The following is a 24,969-nucleotide window of genomic DNA, read 5'->3' as shown; positions in this document are numbered from 1 at the left end:
CTCGGCTATTAACTCTTCATCTTCATCATGATTATTGCAACGGACTGGCTAGCAGGGATAATTCCGGGTTCGCTTCTAGTGCCTCATGACAATAGTCGCAAACGACTCTAACCGTAACATCGCCATTCGTATTATACGATATTATATCTCTACGCTCATCAGGGGTCAAGAAATGGAAGCCTAACTGCTGCTCCGTAATTGCATGCTGATTAATTTCCCCAACAAAGGTATGACAATGCCTGCAAATATACTTGATCATATGTATGCCTCCTTCGACAATTCGATTACATCCTAGTATGACCATTCTTCGGAGAAATTAGCCGAATCTGCCATTGTCATTTCGGATAGGTTGCGTACATATCATCATCTATACAACAGAATTACGAAAAGTGTTTATTTATTAAATTTAGCCATCGTTTTCTCGAAAGACTCCCCTAAACAAAACTCCATTGCATCGCAAGTTAAGTCTAGCACATCGTTAATCGATTTCATCTCTTCCTTAGAAAAGTTGGACAGCACGTAATCCGCAATATTATAGCCAGGTGCCGGGCGATTCACACCAATCCGTATGCGATTGAAAATTTGTGTGCCCCCATGCTGAATAATGGACTTAATGCCGTTATGTCCACCCGGACTCCCTTGATAGCGAAGTCGAATTTGGCCATAGGTGGTATCCATATCATCATAAACAATAACAACATCATCTATTTTGGCCTTATAGAAATCGAGGAATGCTCGCATGGATTCACCCGAAAGGTTCATGTAGGTCATCGGTTTGAGTAAATACACCTTCGTCCCATTTACATTACCTTCGGCCAGCAGCCCCTTCCCTTTATTCTGAAAAGAGGTGATCCCCCATTTGGCGGCAAAGCGGTCAATCGCCATGAAACCGACATTGTGTCGATTCAGCTCATACTGCTTTCCCGGATTTCCCAGTCCGATAAAACATTTCATAATTTTCAAAATCCCCCCATAGATAAACGGATACGCCGTCCTTCAAGGAACGAGCGTGTTTGTCCAGGTTGACTAGAAAGTAAAAACGAATACTTTCTTTTTCAACTAGCAATAAACTAAAAAACCTTTGCGGAACCCACTTTTAAAGGTTATTGTTTACAATATACCTGTTATCCGCTGTTATCCATCCCATAAAAGCTGTAGGTGATAAAAGAACGATGTATCTTCATGGACAACAGCTTACAGAAGATGATCATTTCCAAGATCATGTCGATGCGGACGTACCCGTCCAAGTATACTATCAAAATCTGCACAAGGATATAGGATTCATTGAAATGTACAACCGTCATTTCGTAAAAATCAATCGTATCTTTTATAGCAGAAAGAAGCATACTTTTATATCGCGCCCAGGATATTAAGCGCTTTCATTGGTGGGACACACATATGACTCGGCATCTTAATTTACAACAACCTCTTTAGGGCGTCTTCAGGGCACTAGAAAAAGAACCCCTTTGGGTCTCGCTCAGCTTGTCGCTTTCACGTATTCAAGCTGAGTGGGCAGCAACTCATTTCTAGCGTACCCTACCTCAAGAGGTTCCATTCCTACTATTCATTCCAGCCCTAGCACATGATCAATCGCCAAATATCAACGGCCTTTATTCTCTTTCTTCGCTTTCATTCGCGCTTTAATCTTCTCAGCATAGCCTGCCTTATTCTCTTGTCGCACGCGAGCGATTGCCAAATCGCCTTCATTCACGTCATGTGTAATCGTGGCGCCAGCAACGACAAACGCACCGTCCCCAATTTTCACAGGAGCAATCAAATTGACATTGCTGCCAATAAACGCATCGTTCCCGATTTCGGTTACATTTTTATTAAACCCATCATAGTTCACCGTAATAGCACCGCATCCGATGTTCACATTCGTTCCGACCACCGCATCACCAACATAGCTCAGATGAGAAACCTTCGTTCCTTCACCCAGCGTAGCATTCTTAATCTCTACAAAATCGCCAACCTTCACTTGCTTGCCAAGTTTAGCACCCGGTCTCAAATACGCAAATGGGCCTACCGATGTTTCGCTATCTACAAATGCCCCTTGAAGAACGGATTGCTTAATTGTCACTTCATCTTGAATCGTGGAATCGATGATTTCCGTTTGTGGTCCAATCGTACAAAGCTCACCAATACGCGTATTTCCGCGCAAAATCGTACCCGGCAGTAACACGGTATCGGAGCCGATCGTAACATCCTTCTCGATATACGTATTCAACGGATCAATGATTGTAACACCATTCAGCATGTGCTCGCGGTTAATCCGCGCTTTAAACAGCTGCTCTGCTTCTGACAATGCCACACGATCGTTCACGCCAATTGATTCTGCCGGATCTGCCATGCAATAGCCTTGCACAACTTCACCCGCTCCTGTCATAATCCCGATTACATCGGTCAAATAGTACTCATTCTGAACGTTCTGGTTCGTTACCGAAGCCAGCGCTTTGAACATTTTGCGATTATCAAAAATGTAAGTACCCGTATTAATCTCCTGAACAGCCGCTTCCTCTGGTGTACAATCCTTCTGCTCGACGATACGCGCAACGCGCCCATCTTCTCCCCGGATAATACGACCATAGCCTTGCGGCTGATCTAGCTTCGCTGTCAAAATCGTCGCAGCCGCACCAGATTGCTTGTGCAATTCGATTGTGTCTTGCAGCGTAGCTGCTGTAATAAGCGGTGTGTCGCCGCAAATGACAACCGTCATGCCCTCTTCCTCACCAAGCAGTTCCTTCGCTTGAAGTACGGCATGCCCCGTCCCTAACTGCTGCTCTTGCAGCGCATACTGGGCACGATCTCCGAGGTAACCTTTGACGGCCTCCGCACCAAATCCAACAACGACTACCGTTTGCGTTACTTCTATATGTTGCAGCGTATCCACAACGTGACCCACCATCGGTTTACCAACAACCGGGTGAAGCACCTTGTATAGCTTTGATTTCATTCGTTTCCCTTGTCCTGCAGCCAACACAATTGCCATGAGCTTCAACGAATATCCAACTCCTTTATTATGAATTCATGAGTTCTCTTTTTATCTCTTAAACGATGAGTTCTTCCCCCAATATAGCATCATTACCAGCCAAAAGAAAAGAGAGCCCTAAGGGCTCTCTCAATAATCTGAATTATGCGCCTTCTTCAATAACTTCCTCTTCTACAGCCGCGCGATCGTATTCAGCGAGTACCGCTGCTTGAATTTTCTCACGAGTTGTGGACGAAATCGGATGAGCGATATCGCGGAATTCACCATCTGGCGTTCGTTTGCTCGGCATAGCAACGAACATTCCGTTATTGCCATCGATGACACGAATGTCGTGTACGACGAACTCGTTATCAATGGTAATAGAAGCAATCGCCTTCATCCTCCCCTCGGAGTTTACCCGGCGGAGTCTTACATCTGTAATTTGCACTTGTGTTCACCACCTTTTTCCATCTCTGAGACTTGGGTGATATATTCAACATCTCCATGCAAATTCCTTCTTATTTTTTTGAAATTTTTGATAATTTAATGCGATCTTAATGTTTATGTTAAATTTCGACAGGAATCACAGCAATTAGTTCAATTTCGACAAAAACATCGCGTGGCAATCTCGCAACTTCAACCGTAGATCTAGCAGGTTTATGATCTCCAAAGTAGGTTGCATAGATCTCATTAAGCTCGCCAAATTGATTCATATCTTTCAAGAAGACAGTTGCCTTCACGACATCGCTGAACGATGAACCCGCCGCCTCAAGCACGCCTTTCAAATTCGCAAACACTTGATGCGCCTGTTCCTTGATTCCACCTTCGACGATCTGGCCATCCAAGCCTAACGGGATTTGTCCCGATGTAAACAAGAGGTTCCCCAGCTTCACCGCTTGGGAGTAAGGTCCGATAGCAGCCGGTGCTGCTGATGTTGAAATGAGTTCCATGCTTTTCGAATCTCCTTCTTTTAAAAAATAATGACATCTGAAAGCCCTCAAGGAGGACTTCATCATTTATTTTGCGTCAAAATAGTTGCCTGGCTCTACTGTAATTTGCTTCGTCTTAGAATCTACGCCATATAACCGAGCTAGTGACACATAGTTATCCACCAACTGCTCCTCGGCCTCGCAGGATTCCATGAATACGCCTACGCCTTGCACAGTCGCTTTAAACTCAGCCAACAAGTCCATCATGCCATGGATTGTACCGCCTACATGCATAAAGTCATCGATGATCAGCACCTTGGATTCTTCCTTCAGCGCGCGCCTCGCTAATGACATCGTCTGGATCCGTTTGTTGGAGCCCGACACATAGTTAATGCTAACCGCAGAACCTTCCGTCACTCGGCTGTCTCTGCGCACGATAACAACAGGCAAATTCATATAAGTGGCCGTCGCATACGCGAGCGGTATCCCTTTGGTTTCAACAGTCATAATCACGTCCACGTCCCGACCAGCGAAAGCGGATGCAAAGGTTTTGCCAATTTCGTTCAAATATTGAGGTTGTCCCATGATATCCGACATGTACAAGTATCCACCGGGAAGAATCCGTTCTGGTTGTTGGAGCTGCAAGCATAGATTCTGGATAAACTTCAAGGATATTTCTTTAGGCACCTTCGGAGAAAACTTCACGCCTCCGGCGGCACCAGCAAGCGTATTAAGCTCACCAAGTCCTTCTTCTTCAAAAACTTCTTTAATAATGGCAAGATCTTCGCTTATGGAAGATTTCGCTGAGTTGTAACGCTCGGCAAAAGTCGTTAAAGGGATTAACGAGTGGGGGCGAAATAACAAATATTGTGTCATTTCTACCAGCCTAGCGCTCCTTTTCAACTTTTTCATCGCACTACCCCCAAAAATCCGAATATTATAATGAAAATATACCACTTTTATACGTATTTATTCAAGCTTACCATGAAAATTATGTTAACACGAACCTCACATATATATAACATCATCCAAGATTTAGACACGACTCTTACCATTATGCCCCTTTAGATGAAAAAGAGCCCCATCACGGGGCTCAAATATCGCCATTTACGTCAGCATGCGCACCGCGTAAACGTCTTTACAAAAACCTCGCAGTCCATTGTAAATACGCGGCACCTTGGCTTCCTTGGAAACGAGACCAAACACAGTCGGCCCGCTACCAGACATCAACACTCCGTCTGCTCCCAAACGCTGCATACATTCCTTCAGATGTCTGACTTCCGGATACAAATCCAGCGTCACTTCTTCCAGAACATTGCCTAGATTATCGCACAAACGATCGAACTGCTTGTCCCGTATCGCACTCAACACACCCGCTGTGGATGGATGTTGCTTGATTTCACGTGCGTTCAGCTTTCCGTAGATCTCCGAGGTCGATACGTTGATAGGCGGCTTCGCTAAGACAACCCAGCATTGCGGCGGGGCTGAGATATGCTCCAGCTTCTCGCCACGCCCTGTTGCAAGTGCTGTCCCCCCCGTTACACAGAAGGGCACATCAGAACCAAGTTCTGCGCCTAGTACCTGCAGCTCCTCATTGGGGATATTCAGGTTCCAGAGACGATTGAGACCTCGTAATGTCGCCGCCGCGTCACTGCTTCCACCTGCCAAGCCTGCCGCTACAGGTATCCGCTTGTCCAAATGAATGTAGACGCCTTGTTTGACGTCATAGCGGTCTTTAATGAGACGCGCAGCCTGAAAGGCTAGATTCTTCTCATCGAGCGGAATATACCCCGCCTGACTTGATATGATGATCGTATCACGCGCCATCTCCTGCATTTCGATCCGATCAGCCAGGTCTACCATCGTCATCACCATTTCAACTTCATGGTAACCGTCTGGCCTTTTATGTAAAACATCAAGAGATAAATTAATCTTAGCCGGTGCTTTCTCAAAAATCTTCATCCGATCACCTTCTTTTGCTCGTTTGCCATTGAAATATTATAACAAAAGCGCAAAAAAAAAGCTAAAGCATTTGCTTTAGCTTTAATACGGACGTTGCGTTCCATGTCCCGCCTGCTGATAGCTCTGATTCATCGCGCCGGCTTGCTGCTGATAGGTGTTATAGGAAGGGGCATGTCCTTGCCCATAATTTATAGGCGGACTAGCTGTCGTCTGGCGATAGTTAGAGGGACCTGCAGGCATGTTGTTCGAAGCTCCGACGTATTGCTTGGCGAGATGCTCCTCTGCAATTTGAATAGCCCGCTTCACCATATTTCCTGCATCCTTCGTACGAATACCCGCCCAGCCTTCACGCTGTACAACGTCATAGAAACCAAGATCCTTCGCTAATTCATATTTAAAACTTTCGGACATCACACTTCTTCTTCGACTCATACCAAATCCCCCTTATCATATGCGCACAATGAACGCTGCAACCATCATAAGCAGTGATTGATGACGATTTCGATTAGTATGTCCTATCCATGTAAGTCCATGCACTGACCTGTAACCCCTATATAAAGCAAAAACAGACCGCAAGGGCCTGTTCAATATCGGAACGCTATTAAGCTAATGCTGTATGTAAGTGATGCGGACTTGACCATCATCATTACATACAGTAACTTCGACGGATTCGGTAAGGATATCGGCGTAGCTGTATGACACTCGTTTGAAGGCGTGAGATTCTTGATCTAATTTCACAATAAACACAGAAGGGTAGGTTTCTTCTAAAACACCAGAACGCTCGACTGTCTTACGACGGCCACCATTCGCTCTCAACATGATCTTCTGCCCAACGTGGGGTTCCAAACTGCGTTTGATTTCCAATAGCGCATTTTTTGCCATTGTCAACTACCACCTCTTTCCTTGTCAATTATAACCCATTTACCCCCTCATGTCAAATGAGGGCAAATATTATATCAGCACCCTAATCCCGTTGTCAACGGCATTTTTGTTCATTTTCCGATTTCTCCTCCCTTCAGGTTGTCACCAATGTTCGCAAATTATTCACACTTTTCCAGTTAACGAGAAACTTCTTCTTGCCTTCTTAGACACACACGCTTCTTTTCGAGCAAACAAGGGCTATTCAAGCTATCTTTGAGCAAAAAAAAGAAACACTCGCCGTCACTCTCCTCCAAGGAGTCTGCTGACAGACTAGTATTTCTTTTAAACATCTGATTTTTAGATGTGTCCATGCCACAAAAGCACAAGCCACTATGCGCCGTCTTCCAGGAGCGCCAAATTTAGCTACACAGACTCTTCCGTGTGATGAATACCAGGAATGCCCATCCGATAACTACCGCGCGTCTCCACGCCTCCTAGGCCCTCTAAACCTGTCACCGTTAAATCCATAATATCCAACATCGAGATTGTCTCTCTTGTTGGCGTATAGGATAGCTTAGCAGCGATACACAGCGGATCTAAGGCGTGAATGAGAATGCGCGCAGGTGAACTTGCGAAATTAGCCCCAGCCCGCAGCAAGGCTTCGAAATGGGACTGACAAGCACCTGCAACAATAATCAAAGAATCACGATCCCTCTCATATTGTCTGGCAACTCGCACGGCATTCACAAAGTTTTGAGAATTCTTATAGCTAGACAGATTGCTCGGGCTGGCACTTTGGCGACTTTTCAAAATGCCATCATGGCCTGTGATGACGACAATATCCGGTTTATATTGAGGAAGCAATCTTTGCAGTGCTTCCGCCATTTGCACCTCAGGAATGTAGAAACCTTCTGCTGGCACGCGCAATTCACCATACAATTGCATACTTTTGCGTAGATAACTTGGATCGCCATCCAAGTGAAGCACCCTTCCCGGCACTTCAAAATAGCTATTATTCGTGGGTAATGACTTTTGCTTATGGTTGATGGCTAACTGATTCTTCTCCTGCAGTTGCACTTGGGACACCGCTAGCCGACGCAGCGACTCACGAAACTCAGGCGAGCTTGACCGTGGATGATCTAAGGTCTCCTTAGGATTCGTTTTTGTCAGATCCGTGAGCGGCGCATCTGCAAGCAACCGAACATCAACACCTCGCAGAATGGCCTTGAGATGCTCAATTCGTTCAATTTTAAACACGACGTCGCCGCCATAGGAAATACGGGTAACAAAATCTCCTTGCCTCATCGCACAAATCCCCTCCTAAGGGTATCCTATGGCGAGGCTAGGCATTTGGTGCGGGTTATTTGCAGCCGTGCGCACGAAGCGCCGTTGACAAGCGTGCGAACTCTTCCATGCTGAGTGTTTCACCGCGGCGGGATGGCTCGATTTGAATGCTGTGCAGCAAAGCTTCCAGCTCCGGTTTGTTCTCTTTACTAAAGAACCTCGCCGCGAGGTTGTTGTAAAGCGTTTTGCGACGCTGAACGAAGGACGATTGAACGACAGCGAAGAAGAAGTCCACGTCCGCCACTTCGACAGGCGGCGCTTGACGTACTTTCAGCCGGATGACAGCGGAGTCGACGTTCGGCTGCGGCACGAAGACGGTGCGAGGCACGATCGTGACAAGCTCCGGCTCGCAGTAGAACTGCACGGCAATGCTAAGGCTGCCGTAATCTTTGGTGCCCGGACGTGCCGCCATGCGGTCGGCCACTTCTTTTTGGATCATCACGACGATATTCTCGAGAGGAAGCTTCTCTTCCAGAAGCTTCATGATGATCGGTGTCGTGATGTAGTAAGGCAAGTTGGCGACAACACTGACGCCTTCCATGCCTTCAAAATGCTGCTGGAACAACTCCGGCAGGTTGGTCTTCAAGATATCCCCATGAACGACAGTGGCATGGGGGTATGGCGCCAGCGTCTCGTCCAGAATGGGCAGCAGACGCTGATCAATCTCAACGGCTAGCACGCGGCCAGCAAGCTTGGCTAGCTGTTGTGTGAGCGCGCCGATACCCGGGCCGATCTCCAGCGCAGCTTTCGTAGGCCCGAGCTCAGCGGCCATAACGATTTTGCTCAATATATTTTGATCGATTAAGAAGTTCTGGCCCAGGCTCTTCTTCAGCACGAGTCCATTTTTCTTAATAATTTGTTTCGTTTTACTTGGTGTTGCCACATCTTCTGCTGTTACAACAACCTCTTGTCCGGTTATATTCATAGTATAGACCTCGTATCTATAGGTTCTCGTTCTCGTCAATCAATTCAAATGCTCAAGTGCCGCTTCGAATTCCTCTCGCGATATCTGAAACATCGCGCATCGCTTATAAAATTGCTTGCCATTGCAATAGCCAATACCAAGTGCATTGCCTACCGTCAATCGACGAGCTGCCGCATCGGGATGCACGATGAGTCCGGCAGCAATCAAATCTTCCATCGTCAGCTGCGAGACAGCAGCGTCATACTCCGTCCGCAGGCTCTGAAGCGCCTTACGGATAGTCTCCGGCGTCGCATTCTCGACGCCAATATCACCTTTATACGCAGCTTGCTCCTGCGTAATGAAAGCATGCTTGCAGCCAGGCACCTTGGCTGCTACGATTTTACGAATCCGCTCACCGGCGTGATCCGGATCCGTGAATATAATGACGCCTCTGCGCTGCTGTGCCAGCGCGATTCGCTTGAGGACGGCTTGTCCGATAGCGGAGCCGCCTGTTTCAATCGTATCCGCCTCCACAGCGCGCCTGATGGCTGCCGTATCGTCCTTGCCTTCCACAACGATCATTTCTTTTATCATCACCGTTTTCCTTCCCCAGTACGCAGAAAAAGAAGAGGGGTCTCCTCTTCTTTCGCGCAGGCAGATGCCAAGCTACGTGTATTTAGTAGTGTTCCCGTCACAACTACCGTTTACACGTTAGTTTTGGGACGGTTTTGTAGGGCCAACCACATACACAGTGTACCCTTGCTTCGTGCCGAATTTATTGGCATAGCCGTGATCTTCATAGTACACATCAATCATTTGACCTTTCACGCCGCTGCCAATATCTTCAGCGCGACGGAAGCCAATTCCTTCAATGTATACCCACCATCCAAGCGGAATAACTTTCGGATCGACCGCAATCGTACGACCTTCGGTCACGGTAGTACCTGTGTAGGTTTTACCATAGCCCGATGAGCCTTCGGTTTTGCCTGTCGACGCAGCGCCCGCTGAATAAGCTGTAAGCTTCACGTTTTTGAGAATTTGTTTGTAACCGAAGGTCACACCGTTCTTGGAAACCTCATCCACGCTCGGTGAAGAGGCAGAGAGAACAACCACAGGGTTTTTGGTGCCTACGGAAACTACCTTTTTAACACTTTCTGTTTGTACTTCTTCACCCACAACTGCTTCCGCGACTAAAACACCGTCTTCGAAAGTCTTTTCTTTCTTCTTGACCAATACGCCTTCTTTACCTTCTTGGACGACTTGCTCTTTCCCTTTAAGTAAAGACGCGTCATTCTTTTTCTCTGTTTCGAATGCGATCGGTACAGATACTTCCTCCGTCTCTTTCTTCACACGGACGATTTTGATTTCATCGCCAGTAGCTAGAGCGGCCGTCGGTTCGGGAGTCATTCGGTCATTCTCCCCAAGTGCAATATTTAAACGTTGCAATGCACTTTCTACCGTTCTTGCAGTTGTGTAAACAGTGGTGGTCTTTCCATCAGCAGTCAATTGAATTGGTGAGGCATGCTCGATTACAAATTTGTCTCCACCCTTGAGCTTGGTCGTGAGTGAAGCTGAAATTTCATCGTGCTCACCAATCGTTATGGCTTGTTCATCCAGTAGGCGTTGCAGGACCCATTGCTTCGTGTGCACAATAGTTTCTTGTCCATTCACAACCACGGATACGCTCTTGGTAGCCGTTCCGTACAACAACACCAAAAACATGAAAGTCATTGCGATTGAGATTATAGCTAGGCTTAAAATCAAACGCAAGTTTTCATGCTTCCATCGCAATGCGAAGGACATGCTGGATGATCGTTTTACATGGGTCTCGCTAATTGAGATACTGCCCACTTCTTCGGTCCTCCTTCAAAGCCTCGCCGCCAGGTTACAGCATGATTAAATTTGACGCGACTAAGGTTTTTAGTTTAACTTAACATGCTCGCCATCATCAGCATACAATGCCTTGCTGAATCTGGTCGTCCCCCCCTTTTACCTATTCATCATCCTATGAATTCCGGGTTAATTTATGTCTTCCGATCTGTGTAAAACCCTGTATGAGGACAAAAAGCCAGCAAGAAGAGGACTCTTCTCGCTGGCTTAGTTTGCATAATGAAATACAAATAGCACGCACGACAATCGTTACCTCTCTTACGCTTACGAGGTTAGCTGACGGATTCGGACGTGAGAGTCGCCCTACGCAGACGCAAACGATTCGTTTGACGTCCATGATTCACCCCTGTTACTCAATCTGCTTACTTAACTGTATTTTGAATACGAATTAAGCTTGCAGTGGTTCCCCCGTTTCCACATTTGGAACTCAGCGAATGGAAATTTGGCAAATTGGATATTAAGTTATTATGAAAAGTATATTACGCTGTTAATCTCAACCTGTAAAGGGATTAACACCCGTTAAAAAGGGCTAAATCGATTAAATTTCGATTATTTTTCGAATATAACCCAATTATATCTACATTTATCTAACTTTAACGTACGTATACGCTATTTTTCATAGTATAATGACCAAAACTAGGCTAAAAATGCAAATTTGTTTATAATGATTCTGGAAGTATTTGATCAAAAAGTACCAATAATTTGCTATTTAGGGAGGCAATTGAGATGGGTCCCATCTTGCAAGTAAACGCTTTATTCGGTGGATATTTACCCAACAAACCTGTTCTTCATGATCTTACCTTTTCCATTCGTCAAGGTGAAATGATGGGGTTGATCGGACTCAACGGTGCAGGTAAAAGTACCACCATCAAAAATATACTCGGGCTGCTTCAACCTCAAAAAGGGTCCATTCGCATTAACGGTTTAACACTAGCCGAAAATCCATTACCTTACCGTGCGACATATGCTTATGTGCCTGAAAGTCCAGAGCTATACGAAGAGCTTACGATACGCGAACACCTTGAATTAACGGCTATGGCTTACGGCGTTTCCAAGGAGGATTACGAAACCCGTTCCCAGTCCTTGTTAGAACAGTTCCAAATGAAAGACAAGCTGAATAGCTTCGCGAGCCATTTATCCAAAGGGATGAAGCAAAAGGTCATGATTATGAATGCCTTCCTGATCGAGCCCTCTTTATATATTATCGATGAGCCGTTTCTCGGACTCGACCCTTTAGCGATTCGTTCCTTGCTTGAATTAATGGTTAAAATGAAACAAAAAGGTGCGTCTTTTCTCATATCCTCACACATTTTGTCTACAATTGAAAAATATTGCGATGGCTATGTCGTTCTTCATAAGGGGCGCATGGTAGCTCAAGGGGATTTAGTCGAATTACGCGCACAAACCAAGTTGCCTCAGGCGTCATTAGACGACATCTTTTACAAGCTTGTTCAAGGAGACATGGCATGAGTCATTTATCTAATAGTACACATGCATTTAACACGCATGCATTATGGAAGCAGCGTTTCCAACATTATATGAAGGAATCCATGGGGTATTGGCAGTATGCTGCACGCAGCAACTTTATTGGCTTCTTGTTGTTTCTTGTCATCGTTTCTTCCTATTATTATGCAAAAACATTACAGCGTCTTCCGACAGATTATCCATACCTGTGGATCGTCCTGCTCGTGCTCGTTCCACTCATCGCTTCGAGCTCAATCCGAACGTTAACTCGCAGTGCTGATCGCATGTTTCTTTTACGGATTGAACATGAAATGGGCGCCTATTTTCGAAGCAGCTTTCTATATAGCTTTTCGTTGCAGGGCATTTGGCTATTTCTCGCTTGGATCTCCCTACGCCCCCTATATAAGCACTGTCTAGGCACGGAATCACAGCCATTTTTACTGATGTTAGCTCTATTGCTTCTATTAAAAGTAGCTAACCTATTAGCGAGTTGGCAAGAAGGAAGATTTGCTGCTGAACGAACAAGGATGGTATCTGTATGTTTTCGATGGATAGCCACTATCGCCTTAATCACAATCCAATTTCACTACAGCAGCTTATGGGCAAGCCTTGCTGCCCTATTACTTGTATTCGTTTGGCTGATTGCATTCCGAAACGTAGCCAAATATGTGATTGGCTGGGACTACCTGATTGCCAAAGAGAAGCAGCAACAAGCTAGACTTTACGCCTTCTTCAACTGGTTCGTAGATGTGCCTCAATTACCAACGCGAATAGCCCGCCGAGGATGGATCAGCGGACTTACCCGAATGATTCCATTTCGACAGGATTCGGCGTTTCTCTACTTATATATGAAGACATTGATTCGCACCGAATTGTTCGCCATTGTGCTTCGACTGACCCTGATCGGCGTCTTAGCAATAGCTGTTGCAGACTCCACTACTGCGCGAAGCGTCATCCTACTCATTGCATTAGCCATCTCGATGGTTCAGCTTACTTCATTAGAGCGTGCACATCGATATACATTCTGGCTCGATATGTACCCTTTGGAAGCACAAGCCAAAGTTGGCTCCCTTGCTTATATTATCTGGATGACTCTTACATTCCAGCTAGTCATCCTGACGATTCCTTTTATGATAGGAACTTCTATTTTGTATTTCCTAGTTCCCTTGGTAAGTCTGGCCCTCATTTCTTTCGCGTGCGGCGTAGTGCTTCGCCGAAAGTTCAAGAAAAATGCCTTACTTGAGGCCGAGTAATCGAATCGCATTATTCGTCGTAATCTCAGCGATCTCTTCCAGTGACATCCCCCGAATTTCCGCGGCAGTTTCAGCCACTAAGCGAACATAACCTGTTTCGTTGCGCTTACCGCGGAAAGGATGGGGCGTTAGGTACGGAGCGTCCGTTTCGATGAGTAGACGATCAAGCGGAACCTGAGCCAAGACTTCTTTCGGTTGCACAGCATTTTTGAAGGTAACAGGACCACCAAACGAAATATGGAAATTCATATCCAGACATTGCTTCGCTGTTTCCCAGCTCCCTGAGAAGCAATGCATAATACCCCCGACTTCCGCTGCCTTCTCCTCTTTGAGAATTGTTAGAATATCTTGATGCGCATCTCGATTATGAATCACAATCGGCATGCCTAACTTTCGCGCAAGACGAATTTGCTCTCGAAATACGCGCTGTTGAACATCCCTTGGCGACTTATCCCAGTAATAATCTAGACCAATCTCCCCGATAGCAACCACTTTCTCATGCTGGCATAAGGACTCAATCCATTCCAAATCACCCGGCATCATATCAATCGCGTCGACGGGATGCCAACCTACGGTAGTATAAATAAAATCGTATTTCTCAGCTAGCTCAATTGAGCTAGGAATCGTTTCGCGATTGAAGCCGACATTCACAATTCTCGTCACGCCTGCATCTAGCGCCCGCTGAATGACTTCCTCTTGATCATCTTTAAATTGTTCGGCATTTAAATGTGTGTGTGAATCCGTTAGCATGACTGTTCTCCCTTATGTAACTGAATGTGTTTTGAGTTCTATTATTATTATCTTTCTTAAACCTGAATTAATCTTGCTCCCCCAACATCTCCCAAACATCTGGATAATCTTCTGCATTCAAACGCTCTAGGAGTTCCTCAGGATAGTACACATGATGCTTACCCATTTGGAAGCCGCTAATGGACTTTACAATTTCCGAGCGTTGGGTAATCTCCGTTAAATTATCCTTATGATCTAATAAAAGGATTGGCAAATTGTCATCATTTTCACCAGCTCTGTACACGTCATAAGATTGATTAGAAGGGAAATCAATTTCCATATAGTAAGTCGGGTCGAAGCCAACCTCTTTCATTACTTTTTCCATGCGCTGAATAAGCTGCTCCTGATCGCCATCGAAGGTACTGTACTTGTACAATTTACGATCTAAGAAACGTTTGCACATATCCCCCAGCATACCATCCTTTTCTTGACTCCAAAAGGTTAGCATCGTTTGCATGACCGACTCATCGAGCAGCAAGTAATCTTCTAAGGAAATGCGATTCTGAATGAGATGAAGGATAGGTTCAACCATAAAACCGAACGTATACCCTTCTTCATATAAATGTTTGGCACGAGCAAATACTTTATGCAAAAGAATTTCTGCACTTCTCGTTACAGGATGGAAATACACTTGCCAGTACATCTGATAACGAGACATGAGATAATCCTCTACAGCATGCATACCGCTCTCTTTGACCACAATATGCCCTTTGTACGGCCGAATCACCCGAAGAATCCGCTCCAAATCGAACGTACCATAATTCACTCCTGTAAAGTAAGCATCACGCAACAAATAATCCATGCGATCCGCATCCAGTTGGCTGGATACCAAGCTCACCACAATTTCTTCGCTATAGGATTTGCAAATGACCCCTGCCACCTTTTTCGGAAAATCAGGTGAGACACGACTCAGCACTTCATTCACTTCGGTATCTCCCAGCACAATGCGGCAGGACCAGTCCTCATGTCTTGTACCGAAAGCCTTCTCGATAGAGTGCGAAAATGGACCATGGCCCAAATCATGCAATAATGCCGCACATAGACAGAGCAAACGCTCTTCCTTCGGCCAATCTTCATAGTGATTGCGTTCGAATTGCGAAATAATTTTCCGCGTAATCTCATAAACGCCAAGCGAGTGAGAGAAGCGACTATGCTCAGCGCCATGAAAAGTTAGATAGGACGTACCTAGTTGACGAATACGGCGTAAGCGTTGGAACTCCTTTGTATTAATTAAATCCCAAATCGTTTCATCTTGCACATAGATGTATTTGTGAACGGGATCTTTAAACACTTTTTCTTCTTTCATGTGGCATAGCCCCCTTAGTATCGTAAATGTTTTCGACATATTCGACATACAACCCTCTTTCGTGTCGATTATTGTCGATTTACAAATTCCAATTTATTAACGACTTAACATAAAATTTTTCCAATACTTCTCACATACTCTAAAATTGAAAATCCGTAATATATCGCTTACAACCCCTTATTCTTAGCGCGATTACGGTTTTTTCAGCTGTCACATAAATGATAAATTTGAGGAATTAGCCCTCTGTTTTCAGCGAAAATATGGTTGACTATTTTGGGAATCGTTGGTATCATAAGTCATAAGCAAATGTCGAAACATGACGATCTTGATTAAAAATTGATAAAATCGAAAGGGGTTTTTATATATATGATGAAATCTACAGGAATTGTTAGAAAAGTGGACGAACTAGGACGCGTTGTTATTCCAATTGAGTTGCGCCGCACATTGGGAATTGGCGAGAAAGACGCTTTGGAAATATATGTAGACGGCGAGCGCATCATGTTGAAGAAATATGAGCCTGCTTGTATCTTCTGTGGCAATGCGGAGAATGTTTCGTATTTCAAAGGAAAAATTGTTTGCCATATTTGTTTAGCAGAAATGCCAACACCTGTGACAAAATAAGAAAAGTAGTATATAATAGAAGTAGCACTTATCCTATTGGTAATTCTAACCTTTTTCATATCTCCTTTCATCTCTAACTTTGTTGGCTTCGGCCACGGGTTAGAGATCTTTTTTTGTCCTTGCCAAAGAAGACACCTAGTACGCTACTGTCTAGGTTGAAAGTCAAAAAAAGCAGTATCCTATATATGTAAGTGGATCCGGCCCCTTAAGGGGCCTTTTCCTATTTATATGTCCATTTCCAATGATAAAATCCAACTGTGCTCACGCTGCATCCCTTAACGCTCCAGCAGCGCATTGTATACATCCCGTTTCGATAATCCACGATCTGTCGCAACTAGCTTCAGCGCATCCTTGCGATCGATCCCGCGATCCTCATAGTGGGCGACATGCTCGCCAAGCGTCTTCGCCTCCCACCAACCATCAGCGGCTTCCTGCACAGCCGCGTCAGATGCGCCTTCGGCGATAATGCAGTACTCGCCCTGCGGCGGGTACTGCTCCAAGTGCACGCGGCACTCTGCGATCGTGCCGCGCAGGAACTCCTCGTACCGCTTCGTCAACTCGCGGGCAAGGCAAACCCTGCGCTCCGCCCCCCATACTTCTGCCATACGCAGAAGTGTTTTATCCACGCGGTGCGGCGATTCATAGAACAGCAATGTGTCTTGCACATGCTGCAGCCCTTCAAGCAACTTCGTCTGGTCTTTTTTCTCCCTTGGGAGAAAACCGACGAAGGCAAAACGCTCTGTCGGCAAGCCTGATGCAATCAGCGCCGACAGGGCCGCATTCGCGCCGGGGATGGGCACCACCGGCACGCCCTCGTCTACGGCCATCCGCACCAGGTCATACCCTGGGTCGGAAATGGCCGGCAGGCCGGCATCGCTGACTAGCGCGATGCTCTGCCCTTCAAGCAGCAAGCGGACCAGCTCCGGGCCGCTTGCTTGCTTGTTGTGTTCGTGATAGCTGACCAGTCGCGTAGCGACTTCGAAGTGGGTCAGCAGCTTGCGTGTTTGCCGCGTGTCTTCGGCGGCAATCATGCTCACTTCCTTCAGCGTGCGGATCGCGCGGAAGGTCATATCTTCGAGGTTGCCGATTGGTGTGGCAACCAGGTATAGCGTTCCTACACCGCTAGGATCCTCGCGGTAGCTTTTCTGTATATTCAGACTCACAGTTTATGTCCCTCATCACTTTGTATTAGTGTTTCAGCAACCCTCTTATGCAAACTCAAGTGAGCTCCTGCCCCCATAATAAATATCTTTCAACTCTTGGCAATACTCCTCGTTCTCTGTGTATACGATTAGAGGCGGCAGCGTGCGAATCTCCGGCTTTCCATCTTTCATCCCTTCGATCAGCACCATCATCGCTTCCTCTCCCGCACGTGCATGCACATAACGGATTCGCTTCGGTTCAATACGGTACTGCCTCATCAGACAGATGATGTCAACTACACGCGTAGCGCGGTGCACCATGGCTACTTTCCCGCCTGCTTTGACTAACCTTGCGCTCGCCGCAACTACATCCTCTAGCGTGCAATGGATCTCATGACGCGCAGCTGCAAAATGCGCATTGCTATTCTGTTCACCATTCGGCACAGGCAGATAAGGCGGGTTCACGGTAACGGCATCAAACTGTCCATGTCCCAGGGTTTTGTGAATGGTTTTCAAATCGCCCTGCACCATGTGCAACCGCTCAGATAGATCATTAATCTCCGCATTACGCACGGCCATATCCGCCAAACGTTCCTGGATTTCGACGCCCCAGATGTCAGCTCGCGTCCGTGTTGATAGCAATAGGGGCACCACGCCATTACCTGTGCATAAGTCTACGATTCGCCCCTTCGGCGGAACACTGCTGAATCTACCCAATAAGACAGCATCCATCGAGAAGCTGAACACTTCATCACTTTGGATAATTTTCAAATCATATGTCAATAAATCATCAATTCGTTCAGTCGGTAGTAAGGGAACTTGCTTCATACGTCTTTCCTTTCTCTTTGTTGCTTATTATGGAAAAAAACCGTAAGGGATAACCCCTACGGCCAAACGTCTTATTTATTTAAAAAGGATAAGCAAAACAAACAATCGCCCTCGGTCCGAAGGTGTCCATAGTACACATTACAAATATGAAATCCTTCATTGTATAAGCGGGTTAAATTATCATATCCGGCTCCAGGCAACTGTACCGGTTCGTCATCAGTACTTCGTATCGGCTCCTCGACCACCGTTTCCTCTTGGCGGATAAGCTTACGTAGTTGCTGATTCTCTATGCTTAATCTCTTATTTTCTTCGATGAGGGTAATAATCCGTTTCTTCAAGGCACCTAATTCAGCATACGTGGTACCCATTCTTTCTTCGATCCCATCTATTTGTCCAAAAATATCTTGTTTATCCACGCTTTCACCTCTAGTGCCATGCATGCTTACTGGCCAGCGCCTCCTTGGATCCTCGATCTTCTATTCCTGTTCAACAACATCATCGAATGGTAGATCTAGCGCTTTCCCAAGATCAAACAATTGAACCTTTGCCGTACGTTCTTTAATGTTAAGCCCTAATACCTTCCCACTACCAAAAGAAGTAATCACCAAACGACCAACTGTCGGCAGCGAATCTTTGGCACTTTCATAGTTATCATGTTCATATTTCAAGCAGCACATTAATCTTCCGCATAATCCTGAAATCTTCGTTGGATTCAAGGAAAGATTCTGATCTTTCGCCATCTTAATGGAGACTGGCTCAAAATCACCTAAGAATGAAGAACAACATAAAATTCGCCCACACGGACCTATGCCACCCAACATCTTCGCTTCATCACGCACACCGATTTGACGGAGCTCAATTCTTGTCCGAAAAATACTCGCCAAATCCTTAACAAGTTCGCGGAAATCGACGCGTCCCTCAGCCGTAAAATAAAATATAATTTTATTTCGATCAAAGGTATACTCTACGTCCACTAGCTTCATCTTAAGACTGTGGTCTTTAATTTTATCATGACACGTTTGGAAAGCGTCCTTGGCTGCTTTTTTATTCTCTTCAACCAAATCAGCATCCGTATCATCCGCAATGCGAATGACCTTTTTGAGCGGCAGAACCACATCATTTTCTTTAACAATCTTTTTGCCCACTACGACCTTGCCGTATTCTACACCGCGTGCGGTCTCAACAATAACGGCACTCTCTTTCTCGATCGGTAAATCAATGGGATCAAAATAATATATTTTACCCGCTTTCTTAAAGCGGACGCCAACCACTGAGTACATCTTACACCCCCTGCATCTCCACGAGCATTTTCTCTATAACCAGCTGAGAATTGGCATTGGAACGCAGTCGCTTTTGTAAATCTACGGCTTGCTCCATCATACGCACCCAGACTGAGACATCTCGGCTTAACGCGAGGGAGCTCATCCAGTCTAGCTGGTCATTATATACAAGCTTGTCTCTGCGCTCAAGGCGCAACTGCACCATATCTTTAAACCAGAGAATCAATAAGTCGAACAACGTCGATACATGATCCGCAAGTTCTGTTTTCACAATCCGCTGTTGTACGGTAATCATGGAAGTAGGGAAACGTGTGAGCGTCTCCTTCGCTAATTGTAACATTACGGTTCTCATTTCTGCAAACCAATTTGCTGCAATTAAATCTCTCGCTGCTTGTAATCCTGCTGTGACATGCACTGCAGGCCCAACTAACGCTGCTGGAAGGCCCTCTTCGAGCAGTGAGAGCACCATTTGCTCACGAGCCATTGGTGTAAACTGGATCCACTGCGCCCTCGATTGAATCGTTGGCAGCAGGGCATTTCCGTTCTCGGTAATGAGTATCGCCACAACACGAGAGTTCGGCTCCTCCAAAAATTTCAACAAACTATTCGCAGCCTGTACCGTCATTTTCTCTGCTTGGTGCAGGACATATATTTTCGTTCCAGATGCTGTTGCCCGGTAAGCAAACTCCTTTTGCAACTCTCGAATCTGCTCAATTTTAATTGAAGCGCCTTCAGGAGCAACCACATGGAGATCTGGATGATTGCCATGTTCAACCTTACGGCATTCTAGGCATTCGCCGCATGCGTCGTCCGTTCCATTCTGACAATAGATCGCTTTGGCGAGAGCTATGGCCATGTCAGAACGGCCTGTCCCAATTGGACCGCTGAAAATATACGCATGCGAAAGTCTATCTTGACGCAGTCCGTTCTGCAGCAGCCGTTTGGCTGCTGCTTGTCCCGGTATCGCTTGGAAGGACATTTATTTTCGCCCCATTACACGCTTATATTTTTAAAATAACAAATTAATTAACATCCCTCGGATTTCTCCGATGCGATGCAATATCTCGATCCGCCCCTGCTCATTTTCCAACAAATCATCGGCTAATAAGAGAAGCTCTTGATCAATCTCTTCCAAAAGCTTATATCGCTTCGAACGACCGCGACGATCCCAGCCCTTCGTATCTCTTAAATTGACCCCTCGACGAGCCGTCTCCTCGAGAAACTGGCGAATGAGCAGCTTATACTGCAGCAGATCCCTTACCGTCATGCCTCTGGACAAGCGATCGCCTTGAATCGTAATCTGCTGCACCATTTTGGCGAGTTGCTCCTGGGTGTACTTCTGATCATGCTGCTGCATAATGTCAGAGAAGTTCCGAGGAGCCATCTGTGGTGGAGGGACATTCTCTCCGACTTTAATATTCTTACCGATGGGCTGCAACCCCGGATTAATTTTCAAGACGCATCCATCCTTGTGTAGATCTGATTATGGTTAGAAATGCTCAAATCGTTCAACTGGCAAGACGAAAACGGCTGCCCCACCCACTTGCACTTCCACTGGAAATGGAATGTACGAATCGGTCGTTCCCCCCATTGGAGAAACGGGTGTTACGAGCTGCTCGCGGATTTTACAATTAGCTCGAATCACCTGCATCACCTCTTGTACTCGGTCATCTTCCGTACCAATCATAAAGGTTGTATTCCCTGCACGCAAAAATCCACCGGTACTTGCCAGCTTCGTGGCGCGAAACCCTTCCTTAATTAAAGCGTTAGAGAGACGGTTACTGTCCTTATCCTGAACAACGGCTACGACTAGTTTCATAGGTGATGCCTCCTTATATTATAAACTAAGAATTGGTTTTCCGCTCTAAACGGAAATATGTTCCTTAAGCAACTGTTTACAATCCTGCCAAATATCCGCGGCTATCTGATCAACAGTTCGATTCGCATCAATCATAAGCACACGCTCTGGATGATCCGATGCAATTTGGTGGAAGCCCGCACGTACTCTGCTGTGATAATCGACATTTTTCTGCTCGATGCGATCCAACTGCTGTGTGAACTCACTAGCACCTGCTCGCAGACTTAATCGCTCTAAGCTCACTTCAACAGGTACATCCATGATATACGTCCTTGTCGCTTGAAGACCAGAGCTAGCGTATTTGGAAATACTCTTCACGATCTCTATATCGACGCCAAGACCATAGGACTGATAGGCCACACTAGCATCAATGAAACGATCGCAAAGAACAATACGACCTGCTTTCAAAGCTGGAAGGATCAACTCATGAACGTGTTGCGCACGCGATGCTGCATAAAGCAATACCTCTGCTTGATCCACCATCTCCTCGTTCACAGGGTCAAGAATAATACTGCGGATTTTGTTACTAATAGCAGTACCACCAGGTTCTCTGGTCACGAGCACATCATGTCCTAACTCTTGCAGTTCCTGAGCAATCTTCTTAAGCTGTGTTGTTTTTCCGGAGCCGTCCGGCCCTTCAAACGTAATGAATATTCCGTTCACGTGTTCCTCCTGCATACTGCCTCACGAAGTCTCTTCGTGATCTGTGTATATAGTTAATTTGTACGTCTGTCCAAAATGGGTTCCTTGGAACCTGATGCCCTGGCTAGCCAAAAATACAAGTGCCTCGGCTACAGAAACCGTAATGATTTCACCTGGATATAAATAAGGAATACCAGGCGGATAAGGAATTACCATATCACCTGAGCGCTGCCCTATTGCTTCCTCCATATTAACCACGCGAGTCGTTGCTTGAAACACAGTGCGATGGTCAAACCGTATTGGCGAGGAGATGGGTGCGTAGGTGGGTAATTTAATTATATTCGAGATGGGCGCCTGAAGTTCCTGCTTATCGTCCCTGATGTCCAAACAAATGTTGCTCAAAACGTGTAGAACATGAAGCATATCCTCTCTACGGGTAGCAGGGGAAAATACGAGTAAAACCAGATAGCCATCTGTCATCTCTACAAAACAGCCTTCGGCTTCTAACCTATCCTTGAGCTCAGCTCCCGATATACGGTGATTGGGATCATAGATCGCTATTTTAAAAGGATCCGTCGTTTCGACGGCTCTCCTACCGCTTGACTCCGAATATGTCTGTGGATAGTAACGAAAGCTTTGCAGGGCATCTACCCCTTTTCTAAATTCCTTCATGGTCTGAAGTCCTTGTCCCAACCAAACATGACCTTCCGTGTGCATCCGCTTTCTCGCTAAGTCCAGCGATGCCATAATCGGGTAGGAAGGACTTGAGCTTTGAAGCATCGCCAACAAACGTTGGATTGCCTTTCTATCGATCCTTGGACCCTGTACATGGAGCATCGCCCCCATCGTCATTGCGGTCAGCATCTTATGCGTAGACTGCACGACAGCGTCTGCCCCTTGGGATAATGCGGATGCTGGTACCTCCTCATGGAAGCCGAAATGCGCACCATGCGCTTCATCCACTAACAGCAATTTTCCTGTCTCATGCAGCAGATCTGCGAAAGGCTTTAATTCCGTGCCGACCCCATAATAAGTAGGATTTGTTATCAATAATGCCTTTGCAGTCGGATACAGTTCCAACGCCCTTCTAACATCCTCAATATCTAAGCAAGTTGCGGCTCCGGTCTCTAGGTCAACCTCTGGCGCTAAGAATACCGCTTGAGCACCTGCCAGCATGAGCCCATGAATGACCGACTTATGTACGTTCCTTTGAACAAGTATCAGATCATCACGCTGACAAACAGCTCCGATCATCGCTACATTACCAACCGTGCTCCCGCCAATGAGAAAATACGTCTCCTCCGCGCCAAAGCACGCCGCCGCGAGCTGCTCCGCCTCCTTAATCACACCCTCTGGATGATGCAAATCATCAAGGCCTGTAATTTCTGTATAATCAATGGACATGACCGATTGTAGAAACGCATTTCCTTCTTCCAAAAGCCCCTGGCCTGATTTATGTCCTGGTACATGTAAGCTAATAGACTTCTTATCGTGATGGGCAACCATAGCCTCATATAGCGGGGATCGAGCCTTATCTAAATGTTCGCTGCACAAACAGATCAAACTCCTCGAGCTTCGTGAGCCACTAATTTTCGATTTACCCTTCTATAGTAGTGGATTAGCGACAAAAAAACAAAAAAAGCTTCTGTAAAAGAAGCTTCTCCTCTTAATTCATGTACTGTCTCGAATTCCCCATGTAAAATGCCTTCCTCATCTGACTCACATAAAACGAATACTTCTGATCAGACACGTTCGTTTTGACGATTTCTTTACTACATTCATCACAAATGAATGCTGTAACAATGTGAATCCCTCCAACTCGTTGCTGCTCGCAAATCATACACAGTCCAAACCGGTTCTCCTCCATATGATCACCCCACGATCTTTTACGACTAGTATGTCCTATTCGCGATTCTCCTAAACTAGCTAAACGCTCATATTTTGGAAGGGAAATGCCGATAATACAAACATAACGCGTTACCGCGGTGCGGAGGTCCTAGTATATGTCAATCAAACAAGAATCCAACTTATCCAAAGAATCTACGATTTATAGCTATACTTTAATGAAGCGATTTTATCACTCTATATATAAAATAGTTCTCTATTATACATCTCTTATTCTGATAGTCTTCTACAAATTTGACTCCAGCAATTGGCTTCCGCTGCTTGTTAGTTACCCGCTTGTGCTCATCTTTCACACACTGCTGATTCGCGCTTATTTCCACTTTACCATTGGCATGGCGATGCGAGGTTGGTCTTACCGCTTCGGCATCTTCTGGTCCGGCTTCTTACCTGAAGGCAATGCCTCCGTCCGTCTCGTTACCAAAGTACAGGTTCACCTGTTCTGCATTGGGCTGGCATTAATCCTTATCTTATATCCGTGGATACCTGGCACTTGGCTGGTTCATCTGACCATATTCCACTGCTGGATGCTGATCCCGCGGCTATGGATGCTGCTTCGTCTCCGGCCCTACCGCAAGAACGGCTTAGTGAAAATTACAAGCAAGGAAACCTCTTGTTATCTACAATAACTAGCCTCTCACCCCGTGATTCTCTGGAAAAACTCCATCTAAATTGTCGCCTACTTCTCATTTCGATAAAATAGATGGATTTTCTCCTGCTAATTCCCTTGATTTTGAGCTATTAGCAAGAAAATCTTGAAATTAGCTCATGTTTTCCAGTTAAATCGAAGTAAATCAGAAAATTAAAAATATTAGCTGTAGGAAATCGAGTTAGTCATTTCATCGGTAGTCTGCGGTCACTGGTTCAATGCAAAAAAGAGCCTTACCTGGATTACTCCAAGTAAGGCTCTTTCAATTGCTTGGCAACGTTCTACTCTCCCAGAACCCTGCGGTTCAAGTACCATCGACGCTGGAAGGCTTAACGGTCGTGTTCGAGATGGGAACGCGTGGATCCCTTCCGCCATCA

General features: G+C 45.8%; 28 protein-coding genes, 1 rRNA gene, 1 pseudogene and 1 riboswitch. Of the genes and pseudogenes, 4 read left to right on the top strand and 26 right to left on the bottom strand.

What is annotated here, in order from left to right:
- Positions 1-31: 31 nt before the first annotated feature.
- The 13 genes and pseudogenes from fin to AC58QM_RS33290 all read right to left on the bottom strand — a co-directional run bounded on the left by fin (position 32) and on the right by AC58QM_RS33290 (position 10,819).
- A complete protein-coding gene (fin, locus tag AC58QM_RS33350; RefSeq protein WP_310502535.1) occupies positions 32-259 on the bottom strand; it encodes an anti-sigma-F factor Fin in 228 nt (75 codons plus the stop codon).
- A gap of 134 nt (positions 260-393) precedes the next feature.
- Positions 394-954, bottom strand: a complete 561-nt coding sequence (gene pth, locus AC58QM_RS33345; RefSeq protein WP_497289047.1) for an aminoacyl-tRNA hydrolase — start codon at positions 952-954, stop codon at positions 394-396.
- 646 nt (positions 955-1,600) lie between these two features.
- Positions 1,601-2,998: a bifunctional UDP-N-acetylglucosamine diphosphorylase/glucosamine-1-phosphate N-acetyltransferase GlmU gene (gene glmU, locus AC58QM_RS33340; protein WP_497289046.1), complete on the bottom strand. Its 1,398-nt coding sequence runs from the start codon at positions 2,996-2,998 to the stop codon at positions 1,601-1,603.
- 133 nt (positions 2,999-3,131) lie between these two features.
- Entirely contained in the window at positions 3,132-3,416 is a 285-nt protein-coding gene (gene spoVG, locus AC58QM_RS33335) for a septation regulator SpoVG (RefSeq protein ID WP_028557369.1), read from the bottom strand.
- Between the two features lie 118 nt (positions 3,417-3,534).
- The gene (locus AC58QM_RS33330; protein ID WP_497289045.1) at positions 3,535-3,918 is read right to left on the bottom strand and encodes a RidA family protein; all 384 of its coding nucleotides are present in this window, start codon (positions 3,916-3,918) and stop codon (positions 3,535-3,537) included.
- A 66-nt stretch (positions 3,919-3,984) separates the two neighbouring features.
- Positions 3,985-4,809 (bottom strand): pur operon repressor, encoded by an 825-nt coding sequence (gene purR, locus AC58QM_RS33325; protein ID WP_171629527.1) that lies wholly within the window; start codon positions 4,807-4,809, stop codon positions 3,985-3,987.
- A 195-nt stretch (positions 4,810-5,004) separates the two neighbouring features.
- The gene (gene ispE, locus AC58QM_RS33320) at positions 5,005-5,859 is read right to left on the bottom strand and encodes a 4-(cytidine 5'-diphospho)-2-C-methyl-D-erythritol kinase (protein ID WP_057313316.1); all 855 of its coding nucleotides are present in this window, start codon (positions 5,857-5,859) and stop codon (positions 5,005-5,007) included.
- A 261-nt stretch (positions 5,860-6,120) separates the two neighbouring features.
- Positions 6,121-6,291, bottom strand: a pseudogene (locus tag AC58QM_RS33315) (small, acid-soluble spore protein, alpha/beta type); the annotation flags it as partial.
- Between the two features lie 174 nt (positions 6,292-6,465).
- Entirely contained in the window at positions 6,466-6,741 is a 276-nt protein-coding gene (veg, locus tag AC58QM_RS33310) for a biofilm formation stimulator Veg (protein ID WP_028557365.1), read from the bottom strand.
- A 402-nt stretch (positions 6,742-7,143) separates the two neighbouring features.
- Positions 7,144-8,025 carry a sporulation peptidase YabG gene (gene yabG / locus AC58QM_RS33305; RefSeq protein WP_497289044.1) on the bottom strand — a complete coding sequence of 294 codons (882 nt, stop codon included), beginning with the start codon at positions 8,023-8,025 and terminating at the stop codon, positions 7,144-7,146.
- Between the two features lie 55 nt (positions 8,026-8,080).
- A complete protein-coding gene (gene rsmA, locus AC58QM_RS33300; protein ID WP_497289043.1) occupies positions 8,081-8,989 on the bottom strand; it encodes a 16S rRNA (adenine(1518)-N(6)/adenine(1519)-N(6))-dimethyltransferase RsmA in 909 nt (302 codons plus the stop codon).
- Positions 8,990-9,028: 39 nt separating this feature from the next.
- Positions 9,029-9,562, bottom strand: coding sequence for a ribonuclease M5 (rnmV, locus tag AC58QM_RS33295; RefSeq protein ID WP_497289070.1), 534 nt, complete (start codon positions 9,560-9,562; stop codon positions 9,029-9,031).
- Positions 9,563-9,679: 117 nt separating this feature from the next.
- Positions 9,680-10,819, bottom strand: coding sequence for a resuscitation-promoting factor (locus AC58QM_RS33290; protein ID WP_497289042.1), 1,140 nt, complete (start codon positions 10,817-10,819; stop codon positions 9,680-9,682).
- A gap of 285 nt (positions 10,820-11,104) precedes the next feature.
- Positions 11,105-11,301: riboswitch (cyclic di-AMP (ydaO/yuaA leader) on the bottom strand.
- A gap of 283 nt (positions 11,302-11,584) precedes the next feature.
- Between AC58QM_RS33290 and AC58QM_RS33285 the strand changes: the two genes are divergently transcribed.
- Together AC58QM_RS33285 and AC58QM_RS33280 are read left to right on the top strand one after the other, a co-directional pair.
- Positions 11,585-12,328 (top strand): ABC transporter ATP-binding protein, encoded by a 744-nt coding sequence (locus AC58QM_RS33285; protein ID WP_497289041.1) that lies wholly within the window; start codon positions 11,585-11,587, stop codon positions 12,326-12,328.
- On the top strand, positions 12,325-13,575 hold the full coding sequence (locus AC58QM_RS33280) for an ABC transporter permease (RefSeq protein ID WP_497289040.1): 1,251 nt from the start codon (positions 12,325-12,327) through the stop codon (positions 13,573-13,575). The genes AC58QM_RS33285 and AC58QM_RS33280 overlap by 4 nt, the downstream gene beginning before the upstream one ends.
- On the opposite strand, the gene AC58QM_RS33275 is transcribed toward AC58QM_RS33280, so the two are convergent.
- Positions 13,558-14,325, bottom strand: coding sequence for a TatD family hydrolase (locus AC58QM_RS33275; RefSeq protein WP_497289039.1), 768 nt, complete (start codon positions 14,323-14,325; stop codon positions 13,558-13,560). The two genes, AC58QM_RS33280 and AC58QM_RS33275, sit on opposite strands and share 18 nt — an antisense overlap.
- Positions 14,326-14,392: 67 nt before the next feature.
- The gene (locus AC58QM_RS33270; RefSeq protein ID WP_497289038.1) at positions 14,393-15,670 is read right to left on the bottom strand and encodes an HD domain-containing protein; all 1,278 of its coding nucleotides are present in this window, start codon (positions 15,668-15,670) and stop codon (positions 14,393-14,395) included.
- Between the two features lie 366 nt (positions 15,671-16,036).
- Here AC58QM_RS33270 and AC58QM_RS33265 point away from each other — a divergent pair, with 366 nt between their 5' ends.
- Entirely contained in the window at positions 16,037-16,291 is a 255-nt protein-coding gene (locus tag AC58QM_RS33265; protein ID WP_028557356.1) for an AbrB/MazE/SpoVT family DNA-binding domain-containing protein, read from the top strand.
- A 275-nt stretch (positions 16,292-16,566) separates the two neighbouring features.
- Here the strand turns inward: AC58QM_RS33265 and rsmI are convergent, their stop codons facing one another.
- From rsmI to AC58QM_RS33215, 10 genes are all read right to left on the bottom strand, one after another.
- Positions 16,567-17,454, bottom strand: a complete 888-nt coding sequence (gene rsmI, locus AC58QM_RS33260; protein WP_497289037.1) for a 16S rRNA (cytidine(1402)-2'-O)-methyltransferase — start codon at positions 17,452-17,454, stop codon at positions 16,567-16,569.
- Positions 17,455-17,499: 45 nt separating this feature from the next.
- The gene (locus AC58QM_RS33255; protein WP_497289036.1) at positions 17,500-18,261 is read right to left on the bottom strand and encodes a tRNA1(Val) (adenine(37)-N6)-methyltransferase; all 762 of its coding nucleotides are present in this window, start codon (positions 18,259-18,261) and stop codon (positions 17,500-17,502) included.
- Between the two features lie 71 nt (positions 18,262-18,332).
- Positions 18,333-18,677 carry a DNA replication initiation control protein YabA gene (yabA, locus tag AC58QM_RS33250; protein ID WP_497289035.1) on the bottom strand — a complete coding sequence of 115 codons (345 nt, stop codon included), beginning with the start codon at positions 18,675-18,677 and terminating at the stop codon, positions 18,333-18,335.
- A 60-nt stretch (positions 18,678-18,737) separates the two neighbouring features.
- A complete protein-coding gene (locus AC58QM_RS33245) occupies positions 18,738-19,541 on the bottom strand; it encodes a PSP1 domain-containing protein (RefSeq protein ID WP_056618027.1) in 804 nt (267 codons plus the stop codon).
- Position 19,542: 1 nt separating this feature from the next.
- Positions 19,543-20,520, bottom strand: coding sequence for a DNA polymerase III subunit delta' (holB, locus tag AC58QM_RS33240; protein ID WP_497289034.1), 978 nt, complete (start codon positions 20,518-20,520; stop codon positions 19,543-19,545).
- Positions 20,521-20,550: 30 nt separating this feature from the next.
- A complete protein-coding gene (locus tag AC58QM_RS33235; RefSeq protein ID WP_310502552.1) occupies positions 20,551-20,997 on the bottom strand; it encodes a YaaR family protein in 447 nt (148 codons plus the stop codon).
- Positions 20,998-21,030: 33 nt separating this feature from the next.
- Positions 21,031-21,360 (bottom strand): cyclic di-AMP receptor DarA, encoded by a 330-nt coding sequence (gene darA, locus AC58QM_RS33230; protein WP_056618038.1) that lies wholly within the window; start codon positions 21,358-21,360, stop codon positions 21,031-21,033.
- Positions 21,361-21,405: 45 nt separating this feature from the next.
- Entirely contained in the window at positions 21,406-22,062 is a 657-nt protein-coding gene (gene tmk / locus AC58QM_RS33225) for a dTMP kinase (RefSeq protein ID WP_497289033.1), read from the bottom strand.
- A gap of 21 nt (positions 22,063-22,083) precedes the next feature.
- Positions 22,084-23,595, bottom strand: a complete 1,512-nt coding sequence (locus tag AC58QM_RS33220) for an aminotransferase class I/II-fold pyridoxal phosphate-dependent enzyme (RefSeq protein ID WP_497289032.1) — start codon at positions 23,593-23,595, stop codon at positions 22,084-22,086.
- A gap of 112 nt (positions 23,596-23,707) precedes the next feature.
- The gene (locus tag AC58QM_RS33215; RefSeq protein WP_497289069.1) at positions 23,708-23,881 is read right to left on the bottom strand and encodes a sigma factor G inhibitor Gin; all 174 of its coding nucleotides are present in this window, start codon (positions 23,879-23,881) and stop codon (positions 23,708-23,710) included.
- Between the two features lie 163 nt (positions 23,882-24,044).
- On the opposite strand from AC58QM_RS33215, the gene AC58QM_RS33210 reads away from it, so the two are divergent.
- Entirely contained in the window at positions 24,045-24,572 is a 528-nt protein-coding gene (locus AC58QM_RS33210; protein WP_497289031.1) for a hypothetical protein, read from the top strand.
- A 288-nt stretch (positions 24,573-24,860) separates the two neighbouring features.
- On the opposite strand, the gene rrf is transcribed toward AC58QM_RS33210, so the two are convergent.
- Positions 24,861-24,969: ribosomal RNA gene (rrf, locus tag AC58QM_RS33205) — 5S ribosomal RNA — on the bottom strand; the annotation flags it as partial.

It is taken from the genome of Paenibacillus sp. J22P165 (assembly GCF_059692015.1).
Note: the sequence above shows the minus strand (reverse complement) of the source record. Positions and strands in the feature narration are given on the sequence as shown.

Coding starts and splice junctions, on each gene's coding strand:
- AC58QM_RS33270 (WP_497289038.1), bottom strand. CDS start 15,670: ATGAAAGAAGAAAAAGTGTTTAAAGATCCCGTTCACAAATACATCTAT.
- purR (WP_171629527.1), bottom strand. CDS start 4,809: ATGAAAAAGTTGAAAAGGAGCGCTAGGCTGGTAGAAATGACACAATAT.
- holB (WP_497289034.1), bottom strand. CDS start 20,520: ATGTCCTTCCAAGCGATACCGGGACAAGCAGCAGCCAAACGGCTGCTG.
- rnmV (WP_497289070.1), bottom strand. CDS start 9,562: ATGATAAAAGAAATGATCGTTGTGGAAGGCAAGGACGATACGGCAGCC.
- AC58QM_RS33265 (WP_028557356.1), top strand. CDS start 16,037: ATGATGAAATCTACAGGAATTGTTAGAAAAGTGGACGAACTAGGACGC.
- AC58QM_RS33215 (WP_497289069.1), bottom strand. CDS start 23,881: ATGATTTGCGAGCAGCAACGAGTTGGAGGGATTCACATTGTTACAGCA.
- AC58QM_RS33330 (WP_497289045.1), bottom strand. CDS start 3,918: ATGGAACTCATTTCAACATCAGCAGCACCGGCTGCTATCGGACCTTAC.
- AC58QM_RS33285 (WP_497289041.1), top strand. CDS start 11,585: ATGGGTCCCATCTTGCAAGTAAACGCTTTATTCGGTGGATATTTACCC.
- fin (WP_310502535.1), bottom strand. CDS start 259: ATGATCAAGTATATTTGCAGGCATTGTCATACCTTTGTTGGGGAAATT.
- ispE (WP_057313316.1), bottom strand. CDS start 5,859: ATGAAGATTTTTGAGAAAGCACCGGCTAAGATTAATTTATCTCTTGAT.
- AC58QM_RS33210 (WP_497289031.1), top strand. CDS start 24,045: ATGTCAATCAAACAAGAATCCAACTTATCCAAAGAATCTACGATTTAT.
- AC58QM_RS33280 (WP_497289040.1), top strand. CDS start 12,325: ATGAGTCATTTATCTAATAGTACACATGCATTTAACACGCATGCATTA.
- darA (WP_056618038.1), bottom strand. CDS start 21,360: ATGAAACTAGTCGTAGCCGTTGTTCAGGATAAGGACAGTAACCGTCTC.
- rsmA (WP_497289043.1), bottom strand. CDS start 8,989: ATGAATATAACCGGACAAGAGGTTGTTGTAACAGCAGAAGATGTGGCA.
- AC58QM_RS33255 (WP_497289036.1), bottom strand. CDS start 18,261: ATGAAGCAAGTTCCCTTACTACCGACTGAACGAATTGATGATTTATTG.
- yabG (WP_497289044.1), bottom strand. CDS start 8,025: ATGAGGCAAGGAGATTTTGTTACCCGTATTTCCTATGGCGGCGACGTC.
- AC58QM_RS33275 (WP_497289039.1), bottom strand. CDS start 14,325: ATGCTAACGGATTCACACACACATTTAAATGCCGAACAATTTAAAGAT.
- veg (WP_028557365.1), bottom strand. CDS start 6,741: ATGGCAAAAAATGCGCTATTGGAAATCAAACGCAGTTTGGAACCCCAC.
- AC58QM_RS33245 (WP_056618027.1), bottom strand. CDS start 19,541: ATGTACTCAGTGGTTGGCGTCCGCTTTAAGAAAGCGGGTAAAATATAT.
- pth (WP_497289047.1), bottom strand. CDS start 954: ATGAAATGTTTTATCGGACTGGGAAATCCGGGAAAGCAGTATGAGCTG.